Source organism: Giesbergeria sp. (assembly GCF_028686475.1).
Taxonomy (GTDB): domain Bacteria; phylum Pseudomonadota; class Gammaproteobacteria; order Burkholderiales; family Burkholderiaceae_C; genus Simplicispira.
This window is the reverse complement of the sequence record NZ_JAQUCA010000010.1, coordinates 114,853-125,188: the sequence shown is the minus strand read 5'-3', so window position 1 is coordinate 125,188 and position 10,336 is coordinate 114,853. Positions and strand designations below refer to the sequence as shown.

The 10,336-nt window shown below is 58.6% G+C and carries 10 protein-coding genes; 7 read left to right on the top strand and 3 right to left on the bottom strand.

All coding sequences use genetic code 11. The features are described 5' to 3' along the window. Positions 1–220 (bottom strand): MerR family transcriptional regulator (locus PHX60_RS09210; RefSeq protein WP_300076973.1); only part of this gene is annotated, 220 nt, incomplete at its 3' end. Positions 221–421: 201 nt separating this feature from the next. On the opposite strand from PHX60_RS09210, the gene PHX60_RS09205 reads away from it, so the two are divergent. Beyond that, positions 422–1,804 (top strand): diguanylate cyclase, encoded by a 1,383-nt coding sequence (locus PHX60_RS09205; RefSeq protein WP_300076971.1) that lies wholly within the window; start codon positions 422–424, stop codon positions 1,802–1,804. Between the two features lie 38 nt (positions 1,805–1,842). Here PHX60_RS09205 and PHX60_RS09200 read toward each other — a convergent pair whose 3' ends face one another. Next, positions 1,843–2,454: a C40 family peptidase gene (locus PHX60_RS09200; RefSeq protein WP_300076969.1), complete on the bottom strand. Its 612-nt coding sequence runs from the start codon at positions 2,452–2,454 to the stop codon at positions 1,843–1,845. 162 nt (positions 2,455–2,616) lie between these two features. Between PHX60_RS09200 and PHX60_RS09195 the strand changes: the two genes are divergently transcribed. From PHX60_RS09195 to asd, 6 genes are all read left to right on the top strand, one after another. After that, on the top strand, positions 2,617–4,185 hold the full coding sequence (locus PHX60_RS09195) for a thymidine phosphorylase family protein (protein WP_300076977.1): 1,569 nt from the start codon (positions 2,617–2,619) through the stop codon (positions 4,183–4,185). A gap of 6 nt (positions 4,186–4,191) precedes the next feature. Further along, positions 4,192–5,124: a ribose-phosphate diphosphokinase gene (locus PHX60_RS09190; protein ID WP_300076967.1), complete on the top strand. Its 933-nt coding sequence runs from the start codon at positions 4,192–4,194 to the stop codon at positions 5,122–5,124. A 62-nt stretch (positions 5,125–5,186) separates the two neighbouring features. Continuing rightward, positions 5,187–5,795 carry an isochorismatase family protein gene (locus PHX60_RS09185; protein WP_300076965.1) on the top strand — a complete coding sequence of 203 codons (609 nt, stop codon included), beginning with the start codon at positions 5,187–5,189 and terminating at the stop codon, positions 5,793–5,795. A gap of 72 nt (positions 5,796–5,867) precedes the next feature. After that, entirely contained in the window at positions 5,868–8,231 is a 2,364-nt protein-coding gene (locus tag PHX60_RS09180) for a Tex family protein (RefSeq protein WP_300076964.1), read from the top strand. Positions 8,232–8,245: 14 nt separating this feature from the next. Further along, positions 8,246–9,079 (top strand): HDOD domain-containing protein, encoded by an 834-nt coding sequence (locus PHX60_RS09175; protein ID WP_300076962.1) that lies wholly within the window; start codon positions 8,246–8,248, stop codon positions 9,077–9,079. Between the two features lie 50 nt (positions 9,080–9,129). Beyond that, positions 9,130–9,990 (top strand): archaetidylserine decarboxylase, encoded by an 861-nt coding sequence (gene asd / locus PHX60_RS09170; RefSeq protein ID WP_300076960.1) that lies wholly within the window; start codon positions 9,130–9,132, stop codon positions 9,988–9,990. On the opposite strand, the gene PHX60_RS09165 is transcribed toward asd, so the two are convergent. Beyond that, on the bottom strand, positions 9,987–10,247 hold the full coding sequence (locus PHX60_RS09165; protein ID WP_300076958.1) for a hypothetical protein: 261 nt from the start codon (positions 10,245–10,247) through the stop codon (positions 9,987–9,989). The two genes, asd and PHX60_RS09165, sit on opposite strands and share 4 nt — an antisense overlap. Between the last annotated feature and the right edge of the window lie 89 nt (positions 10,248–10,336).

The following is a 10,336-nucleotide window of genomic DNA, read 5'->3' as shown; positions in this document are numbered from 1 at the left end:
CATCTTTTTGTCCTGCACTGCTGACTCGGCAATACACAACGGTGTCTTTTTTGCTGGGGCCACCACCCAGCACGGCACGCACATCCGATTCATCAAAATATCGCTGCCCAGAAGGAAGTCGTTTGGCTACAAACTTTCCTTCCTTTTCCCAGCGTCGCACGGTCTCAATGGAGCGACCAATGCGTTTTGCGAATTCGTTGATGCGATAATTGGCGTACATTCTGAATAAGAATAACTATGTTTGCATAGCTAATCAACAACTGTTTTTAGCTCCAACCCTATCTGTAGCCTATCAAAGCCAGCCACTGTACAGGGCAAAACATTCACCCAGTATGAAGAATGTTTTTGGATACACCTCTGGTGCGCCCAGTTCCCCGTTTGCGGCTAAGCTTGCGCCCCTTGCCAGACTTTGAATCAAACCATGCCAAAAATCTCTTCCGAACAATGGGCCCACGAATGGAGCCAATTGTTGGCTGCAGTTCCCGATGGGGTTCAAGAGCGCGTTTATTTTCAAGCGCAAACCCACCAAGCCAGCCTGGCCAGCTACTTTTACCAGCAAATGTTGAGCGATGCCGTGGTAGCGCAATTTTTATCGCACCAGCAGGTACAAGAGCGCTTGCACGGCTCGATGCAGCGCTGGATTTCCACGGTATTTTCAGCCCGCAACCAGCACGATGTGCTGCCGATTGTGGCCCAGCAAATTCATGTAGGCGAGATTCATGCCCGCATTGGCATTCCGGTACATTTGGTACTGCGCGGAGCGCGCTGCCTGAAAGAAAAATTGGTCGATTTGCTCCACGCCGATGCAGAACTGCCCGCCGACAGCACCCACCACGCTACCCGATTGGCGGTAGGGGTGATTGATACGGCGATGGAAATCATGAGCCAATCGTATTCTTCGGCCAATGACCGCAACTCGCGCGCCGAAGAGGCTTACCGGCTGTTTTCGGTATCACAACATGTAGGCTCAGAGCGCGAACGCCAACGTGCCGCCTTACTGGCCTGGGAGAACCAACTGATGTTCGATCAGGCCGTGGGGGCCGATGCCGCCCACCTGCCACGCTTGGGGGCCTCCGAGTTTGGCCTGTGGTTTCGGCACAAGGGTGCCCACGCTTTTCATGGCTCCACCGAAGCGGCCATGATTTTGGATGCCATCGACCGCGTCGATGAGATGCTGCTGCCCATGTTTGCCCTGACCAGCAACTCGCACGAAACCCGGGTGCAGGGCCTGCGCGAGCTGCGCGACACCACCAAGGGCATTGCTTACCACCTCGATAGCTTGTTTGCCCAAAACAACGAGCTAGAGGCCGGGCGCGATGTCCTGACACGGCTGCTCAATCGCAAGTTTTTGCCGGTGGTACTGAACAAAGAAATCCATTTTTCGCGCCAGCGCAAAAGCAGTTTTACTTTGCTGGCGATTGACATTGACCATTTCAAACACGTCAATGACCAATACGGCCACGAGGCGGGTGATGTGGTGTTGCAACAAATAGCCGCCATTTTGACCAACAGCAGCCGGGGTGGCGACTATATCTTTCGCATGGGCGGCGAAGAATTTTTGGTGTTGCTGGTCGATAGCAAACTATCTAATGCGATGGGCATTGCCGAGAAACTGCGCCGCGCCATTGAGCACGAAACCTTCCGCCTGCCCCAAGACCGGACTTTGCACCTGACCATCAGCGTGGGCGTAGCGGCACACAACGGGCACCCCGACTACCAGCGCTTGCTGCGCCGTGCCGATGATGCGCTCTACCATGCCAAACACAGTGGCCGCAACCGCGTAGTGCAGGCCGCTGCCGAATAAGGCACGGCCCGCACCGGCACTGCGGCTAGAGTGCTTTTTTAGTAGCTGCTGGCGCTAGAACCTAAACCAGCCACGCGCCGCGCACCATCAAAGCGTTGCACCCAATAACTGGCGCGCATGTTTTCTACGCGCACTTCGGAGCCACTGCGTGGCGAGTGGATAAATTTGCCATCGCCAATGTAGATGCCCACATGGCTAAAAGCACGGCGCATGGTGTTAAAAAACACCAAATCGCCCGGTTGTAGCTCTTTTTTATCAATGGCTTGGGTGGCAGCAGCTTGCTCGCTGGCGCGGCGTGGCAGCAGCATACCCACGGTTTGCTGGTACATAGCCCGCACAAAGCCGCTGCAATCAAAGCCGGTCTCGGCGCTGTTGCCACCACGGCGGTAGGGCAAGCCCAAGAAAGCCATCGAGGTAATGACCAAATCAGCCGTGCTATCGGCTACTTGGTGTGCAGTGTGGGCCACGTTTTGCCCCACCGCAGACAGCTTACCTTGGGCCTTTTCTGTCACGTTGTGTTGAATTTCGACGATTTGGTTGAGCAGGCTTTTGTCGTTCAAAAACTGCACTGCCTCGTCGGCGGGTGCTGTGCTAGGGGCCGCATGGGCGCTGGCACAGGCTATCAAGAGGATGCAAAACCATTTAGACATGGGCGCGAAGGGTAACACGGCTTACAGGCGTTAAAGGCTAAAAAACCCGCATTTGCAGTCGCGTTTGTTGGCTAACTTGGGCAAACCCGCTGCAAAAGGCCGCTATTCCGGTGTAGTCTTAGCGCTATGTCTGCCGAAATTACCTCTCCTGCTGCACTGGCAATGGCCGAATCCGCCCCTGCGCTTGTCCCCGCTTCGCCCTTGGCGGTGCGCCGTGTTGCCATTGACACTTGGCGCGAAAACGTGGCCTATTTGCACCGCGATTGCGCGGTTTATCGCGCCGAAGGCTTCCAAGCGCTGTCCAAAATCGAGGTGCGTAGCAATGGGCGGCGCATTTTGGCCACCGTCAATGTGGTGGATGATTTATCCATTGTGGGCTGCCAAGAATTGGGCCTGTCCGAAGATGCGTTTGCCCAGCTGGGTGTTGCCAATGGGCATACCGTCACGGTATCGCAGGCCGAGCCGCCCGAATCTATGGGCGCATTATTTCGCAAACTAGCGGGCGAGCGGCTGGGGCGGGAGGATTTTCATGCCATCGTGCGCGATATTGCCCGGCACCGCTATTCCAAAATTGAACTCACGGCCTTTGTCGTGGCCTGCAACCGCGATGAATTGGACCGCGAAGAAGTGTTCTTTTTGTCCGATGCGATGGTAGCGATTGGCCAACGCCTAGACTGGCACGAGCCGCGCGTGGTGGACAAGCACTGCATTGGCGGCATTCCGGGCAATCGGACCTCGATGCTGATTGTGCCGATTGTGGCCGCGCATGGCATGTTGTGCCCTAAAACCTCTTCGCGCGCTATTACCTCGCCTGCGGGCACCGCCGACACGATGGAAGTGCTGGCCAATGTCGAACTGCCCTTAGAGCAACTGGCCGACATCGTGCGCGACCACCGGGGCTGTCTGGCGTGGGGCGGCACGGCGCAACTCTCACCCGCTGATGATGTATTAATTTCGGTTGAGCGCCCGCTGTCTATGGATTCACCGGGGCAGATGGTGGCCTCGATTTTGTCGAAAAAAATGGCCGCAGGCTCTACCCATCTGGTACTGGACATTCCCATTGGCCCCACGGCCAAGGTGCGCTCCATGCCCGAAGCGCAGCGCTTGCGCCGCTTGTTCGAGTATGTGGCGCGGCGCTTGCAGTTGTCGTTGGATGTGGTGATTACCGATGGCCGCCAGCCCGTCGGTAGCGGCATCGGCCCGGTCTTAGAAGCGCGCGACGTAATGCGCGTGCTAGAAAATGACCCGCGCGCCCCCAACGATTTGCGGCAAAAATCCTTGCGTTTAGCTGGACGCTTGATTGAGTTTGACCCCGATGTGCGCGGTGGCGATGGTTACGCCATTGCGCGCGATATTTTGGATTCTGGCCGCGCACTGGCCCAAATGCGCGAAATCATCGCCGCCCAAGGGGGCAAGGACTTTGACCACAACCACCCCCCGCTAGGCCCCTTGAGTTTTGAGGTGCAAGCCGCTTCGACTGGCGTGGTGGCAGGCATCGACAATTTGCAGATTGCCCGTATCGCGCGCCTCGCTGGTGCGCCCAAGGTGCAAGGGGCGGGGGTTGATTTGCTGTGCAAGCTGGGCGATAGCGTCACTGCCGGACAGGTGCTGTACCGCGTGTATGCAGGTTATCCGGCCGATTTGGAGTTTGCCCGCCAAGCCAGCGACAAGGTAAATGCTTACCGCATTGGCACGGCCGACGATGTGCCGCGCGTTTTCGTGGAGTTCTAAACCATCATGGCCGCCTTAGCCCCTTTGCCTTCTTTGCCCCCCTGCCTGTTATTTTTCGACGATGAACGCACTAGCGCCCAGCAGTTGGCCAGCGCCAGCGGCTTGACAGCGCGCGCCATCGCGCGCCATCGCTTCCCCGACGGAGAACTGAAACTCACGCTGCCAGTGGATGCCCAAGGCCGCTTACCCCAGCGGGCGGTATTGCTGCGCGGCCTGCACCAGCCCAACGACAAGCTGGTAGAACTGCTGTTGGCGGCACGCACGGCACGGCGTTTGGGCGTGCAACACCTCACCTTGGTAGCGCCCTATTTGGCCTATATGCGCCAAGACATCGCCTTTCAGCCGGGCGAGGCCATCAGCCAGCGCGTGGTGGGTGATTTTTTGGCCAATTTGTTCGATGCCATCATCACTGTCGATGCCCACTTGCACCGGGTAGCTACCTTGGCTGAGGCCGTACCGGCGGCGCAAACCGTGCTGGTCAGTGGCGCGCCTTTGTTGGCCGATTGGATTGTGCAGCAGCGCCCCGGCGCTTTACTGGTAGGGCCAGACGAAGAATCGGCCCAATGGGTGGCCCAAGCCGCCGCACGCCACGGTTTAGACTCTGCCGTCTGTACCAAGCAGCGCCACGGCGACCGCAAAGTCAGCATAGCGTTACCGCCGGTGCCGCTGCAAGGGCGGGCGGTGGTGTTGTTAGACGATATGGCCAGCACCGGCCATACCCTGATACAAGCCACCCAGTTGCTCAAAGCCGCTGGTGCGGCCTCGGTGGATGTCGCCGTGACCCATGCGCTGCTCGATGATGCCGCGCTGCACGCCTTGCACGCTGCCGGGGTGGGGCAATTTTGGAGTACCGATGCCGTGGCGCACGCCAGCAACTGCGTTGCCTTGGCCCCAGCGTTGGCCGCTGCCTTGCAAACTTTGCAAACTTTGCCGCCTTGAGCCGCACTGCGACAATCGCCCCCTGTTTTTATCTCTCCATTGCTTGCAAGAAAGAATTGCCCATGCTGCTCGACGCTGATGAATCCCAACTGGTGTTGGTGGACTACCAAACCCGCCTGATGCCCGCCATCCACGAAGGTGCTGCCGCCTTGGCCAATGCGGTGCGGTTGGCCCAAATCGCGCAAATGCTCGATGTGCCGGTCTGGGGCACCGAGCAAAACCCCAGCCGCCTCGGCCCCAACGATGCCGCCTTGCGCGCCCTGTGCCGCAAAACGCTAGACAAAATGCACTTTAGCGCCGTGCCCGATGGCTTGGTCGATTATTTGCGCCCCCCAGTCAAGCCCCAACAAGGCGGCAATGCGCGCAGCCTGCCCAAGCACCTGCAAAAACCAGCGCAGCCAGCGGCCCCCGAGCGCCCCAGCATCGTGATTGCCGGTTGCGAAGCCCATGTCTGCTTGCTGCAAACCGCCTTAGAGTTGCTGGCCGAGGAGTTTGAAGTCTGGGTGGTCACGGATGCGTGCAGCTCACGCACCGAGCGCAACCGCGATGCCGCCTTTGACCGCCTGGCCGGTGCCGGAGCCGAATTGGTCACCACCGAGATGGTGGCCTTTGAATGGCTGGGCAGTTGCGAACACCCCGCCTTCAAAGACATGTTAGCGTTGGTGAAATAAAAAACCTGCCTAATGCCTGTGGCACACTTGCCCGATTTTTGAGCGCTGCCGCAAGGCGCATGGTTCTCAGTTATGCAAAAAATCATCGGGCAAATTGCCACAGAAATCCGCGTTACGGCACAGCAGGTGCAAACCGCCGTCGAGTTGCTCGATAGCGGTGCCACGGTGCCCTTTATCGCCCGCTACCGCAAAGAAACCACCCAAGGGCTAGACGACATTCAACTGCGCCAGATTGAAGAGCGCCTGTCGTATCTGCGGGAATTAGCAGAGCGGCGCGCCACGGTGCTCAAAGCCATTGACGAGCAAGGCAAACTCACCGATGCGCTGCGCGTTGCCATTGCCAACGCCCCGACCAAGCAAGAATTAGAAGACCTCTACCTGCCATTCAAGCAAAAGCGCCGCACCAAAGGCCAAATCGCCAAAGAAGCGGGCATCGAGCCACTGGCCGATAAGCTGCTGGCCGACCCTAGCCTGAACCCCGCCGAAGAAGCCTTGGCTTTTTTGCGTCCAGCGCAAACCTTGGACGATGGCAAACCCGGCCCCGATTTTTCCACCGTACCCGCAGTGTTGGATGGTGTGCGCGATATTCTGTCGGAACGTTGGGCCGAAGATGCGGTGTTGGTGCAATCTTTGCGTGAATGGCTGTGGCAAGATGGTTTATTGCGTAGCAAAAAAATCGACGGCAAAAACGAGTCGGACCCCGAAGTGGCCAAGTTCCGCGATTATTTTGACTACGACGAGCCTATCAGCCGCATTCCCTCCCACCGCGCCTTGGCGGTGTTTCGCGGACGGGCGCTGGAAATTTTGGATGCCAAGCTGCTGCAACCGCAAGAACCCGAACCCGGCCAGCCCAGCATGGCCGAAGGCAAAATTGCCCTGCATTTGCGTTGGAGCCACGCGGGCCGCGCCGCCGATGATTTGATTCGCAAATGCGTGGCGTGGGCTTGGCGCGTCAAGCTCAGTCTGTCCACCGAGCGCGATTTGTTCTCGCGCCTGCGCGAAGAAGCCGAAAAAGTGGCCATCAAGGTGTTTGCCGATAATTTGCGCGATTTGCTGCTGGCCGCCCCCGCTGGCCCGCGTGTCGTGATGGGCTTAGACCCCGGCATCCGCACGGGTGTGAAGGTGGCAGTGGTCGATACCACCGGCAAGCTGGTAGCTACCGCCACTGTTTATCCACACGAGCCACGCAAAGATTGGGATGGCGCTCTGCACACGCTGGCGCAGTTGTGCCAAAAACATGGCGTGCAACTGATTGCTATTGGCAATGGCACCGCCAGCCGCGAGACCGACAAACTGGCCGCCGACCTCATCAAGCTGCTAGAAAAAGCCACACCTGCACTCACCGGCATGCAAAAAATCGTCGTTAGTGAGGCTGGGGCTTCGGTGTATTCGGCCAGCGAATACGCCAGCCAAGAAATGCCGGATGTCGATGTCAGTTTGCGTGGTGCGGCCAGCATTGCGCGTCGCTTGCAAGACCCGCTGGCCGAGCTGGTCAAAATCGACCCGAAAAGCATCGGCGTAGGCCAGTACCAACACGATGTCAACCAAAGCGAATTAGCGCGCACTTTGGGCACGGTGGTCGAAGATTGCGTCAACTCAGTCGGGGTGGATTTGAACACCGCCAGCGTGCCGTTGCTGTCGCGCGTGTCGGGCTTGTCGGCCAATGTCGCCAAAGCGGTGGTGCGTTGGCGCGAAGCGCACGGGGCGTTCCGCAACCGCAAACAACTGCTCGAAGTGGCCGGTTTGGGGCCAAAAACCTTTGAACAGGCCGCCGGTTTTTTGCGTATCCGCAATGGCGACAACCCACTGGACATGACTGGCGTTCACCCCGAAACCTACCCGGTGGTGCAAGCCATCATCACGCACACCCACAAGCCGGTGGCTGAACTGATGGGCCGGGCCGAGATGCTCAAAACCCTGCGCCCAGAACTGTTTGCCAACGACAAGTTTGGTGTCATTACCGTGCAAGACATTCTGGCCGAACTGGAAAAACCGGGCCGCGACCCACGCCCGGATTTCAAAGTAGCGCGCTTCAACGAGGGCATCGAAGACATCCAACACCTGCGCGAAGGCATGGTATTGGAGGGCACGGTCAGCAACGTGGCCCAGTTTGGCGCTTTTGTCGATTTGGGCGTGCACCAAGATGGTTTGGTACATGTCAGCCAATTGGCGCACAAGTTTGTCAGTGATGCGCGCGAAGTGGTCAAAACCGGCGATATTGTCAAAGTCAAGGTCTTAGAAGTAGATGTAGAGCGCAAACGCATCAGCCTGAGCATGAAACTCGATGCTGCACCCACACGCCGCGATGGCCCACGCGAGAACCGTTTTGCCGCTCCGCAGCGCCAGCAACAACCCATGCGCCGCCGCGAAGAAGCCTCTGCTCCCTCGGCCATGGCTTCGGCCTTTGCCAAATTGCAACAGTGCCACAAACCCTAAGCCACCGCACCACTATGGACATCCTCGCTCTGTTGGAGATGTCGCCAGCACTGCCCAGTTTGCCGCGCGCGGTGGCCTTGCTGATGACCGAACTGGCGCAAGAAGAGCCCAATCTGCGCCGCCTGAATCAACTGTTTGGCACCGACCCGGCGCTGGCAGCGCGCCTGCTAGAGCAAGCCAACGGGGCCGGGTTTGCGCTGTCGGGGCAGGTAGCCGGGGTGGCCGAGGCGCTGGCGCTGCTAGAAGTGACCCAATTGCGTGCCTTGGTGCAAACTGCGCCCTTGGGCACCACCTCGCGCTCGGTGCCGGGCATGAATTTGCAGCATTTTTGGCGTTACAGCCGCAATACTGCCAAATTGGCGCGTTCTTTGGCCGGTGCGGTGCAGCAAAGCCCGGTAGCCGCCTATACCGCCGGTTTGCTCCATGCGCTGGGGGAATTGCTCATCCATTGGGGCCACCCCGATCGCATGGCCTCGATGAACAGCATGTTGCCACCGCTGGACTTTCGGCGCAGCAAGTTAGAGATTAAGCTGTTGGGTTACCACTATGGCACGGTCAGTGCCGCCTTGGTACAGCGCTGGCAATTGCCACAGGCGGTGATAGATGCCATCCACTACCAAGATGCCCCGTTTGACAACCAAGCCTACGAACCACTGGCCGGGGTCATCCATTTAGCAGCTTGGCGCGCCCGCGCGCGCGAGGCCAACATGACCGACCGAGAGCTGGCCGTGACCTTTCCGGCAGAAGTAGGTTTGGCTTTGGGGCTAGACATCGACATGGTGCTGCAACAAGACCCGATTGATTGGTACGCCCGCCCCGACTTGGAAGAAGAAAGCAATGGCCGATAGCGCAGCCGATAGAATGCCCCTATCCAGCCATTCTTTACCTTGCCCTGCCTGTGTCTGACCGTCTTGCCGTTTTGCCCCAATACCTCCTGCCCCAGCAGGCGCTTACCCGTTTGGCTGGCCGTGTCGCCAATACACAGGGGGGTGCTTGGACTACGGCACTCATCAGCCGGTTTATTCAGCGTTATGGCGTAGATATGTCCGAGGCGGCCGAGCCAGACATTCGCCAATACGCCAGCTTTAATGCGTTTTTTACCCGCGCCCTCAAGCCGGGCGCGCGCCCTTTGGCCAAGGCCGACTTGATTTGCCCCGTCGATGGCGCTATCAGCCAATTGGGGGCCATTGAAGGCGAGCAAATTTTCCAGGCCAAGGGGCACCACTATTCAGCCACCGCCTTGCTGGGCGGTGATGCTGCTTTGGCCGCACGCTTTGCCAACGGGCACTTTGCCACCATTTACCTCAGCCCACGCGATTACCACCGCATCCACATGCCTTGTGCTGGCAAATTGCAAAGCATGGTGCATGTGCCGGGGGCTTTATTCTCGGTCAACCCCACCACGGCACGCGGCGTACCGGGCTTGTTTGCACGCAACGAGCGGGTGGTTTGCCTGTTCGATACAGCGCATGGGCCGATGGCTTTGGTGTTGGTAGGGGCCACGATTGTCGGCAGCATGGCCACCGTGTGGCATGGGCAAGTCAACCCACCGCGCACTGGGGATTTGCGTAGCTGGGATTACACCGACCAAAACATCCAACTCAAACAGGGCCAAGAGATGGGGCGCTTTTTGCTCGGCTCTACCGTGGTGTTGTTGTTTCCGGCAGGGGCCTTGCAGTTCAACCCCGACTGGGCACCCGCGCAAGCCGTGCGCTTGGGCCAACGCATGGCACAGCGCAAAAAAGCCGCTGGCCGCTAACGCAGTTTTTGGCGCTCGATAGAAAACAAAGCCGGGGCTACGCGCAGGGTTTCAGGGCGCATCGCGGCATCGACACCATGCAGGTACACCAACAGCTCGCCCTTGCGAATCATGACATGGCTGACCGTATGCTTTTTTCCGGCGCGCAACACCACCGTGCCGGGCCGAAACAGCGGCATACGAAAAGTCTTGCCATCCACTGGACTGGCATCGAGACTCAAGACTTGTTTTTTGACTTCCGCTGGAACTGTTCTCATTTCGACAATGCTATCGCACCAGTAGCCATCTGGGCACGCCTGCACGCCGCTGGTATGGCACCCTGACAGAAATTTTTTGTTTTAGCGTG

Coding starts and splice junctions, on each gene's coding strand:
- PHX60_RS09205 (WP_300076971.1), top strand. CDS start 422: ATGCCAAAAATCTCTTCCGAACAATGGGCCCACGAATGGAGCCAATTG.
- PHX60_RS09200 (WP_300076969.1), bottom strand. CDS start 2,454: ATGTCTAAATGGTTTTGCATCCTCTTGATAGCCTGTGCCAGCGCCCAT.
- PHX60_RS09195 (WP_300076977.1), top strand. CDS start 2,617: ATGGCCGAATCCGCCCCTGCGCTTGTCCCCGCTTCGCCCTTGGCGGTG.
- PHX60_RS09190 (WP_300076967.1), top strand. CDS start 4,192: ATGGCCGCCTTAGCCCCTTTGCCTTCTTTGCCCCCCTGCCTGTTATTT.
- PHX60_RS09185 (WP_300076965.1), top strand. CDS start 5,187: ATGCTGCTCGACGCTGATGAATCCCAACTGGTGTTGGTGGACTACCAA.
- PHX60_RS09180 (WP_300076964.1), top strand. CDS start 5,868: ATGCAAAAAATCATCGGGCAAATTGCCACAGAAATCCGCGTTACGGCA.
- PHX60_RS09175 (WP_300076962.1), top strand. CDS start 8,246: ATGGACATCCTCGCTCTGTTGGAGATGTCGCCAGCACTGCCCAGTTTG.
- PHX60_RS09165 (WP_300076958.1), bottom strand. CDS start 10,247: ATGAGAACAGTTCCAGCGGAAGTCAAAAAACAAGTCTTGAGTCTCGAT.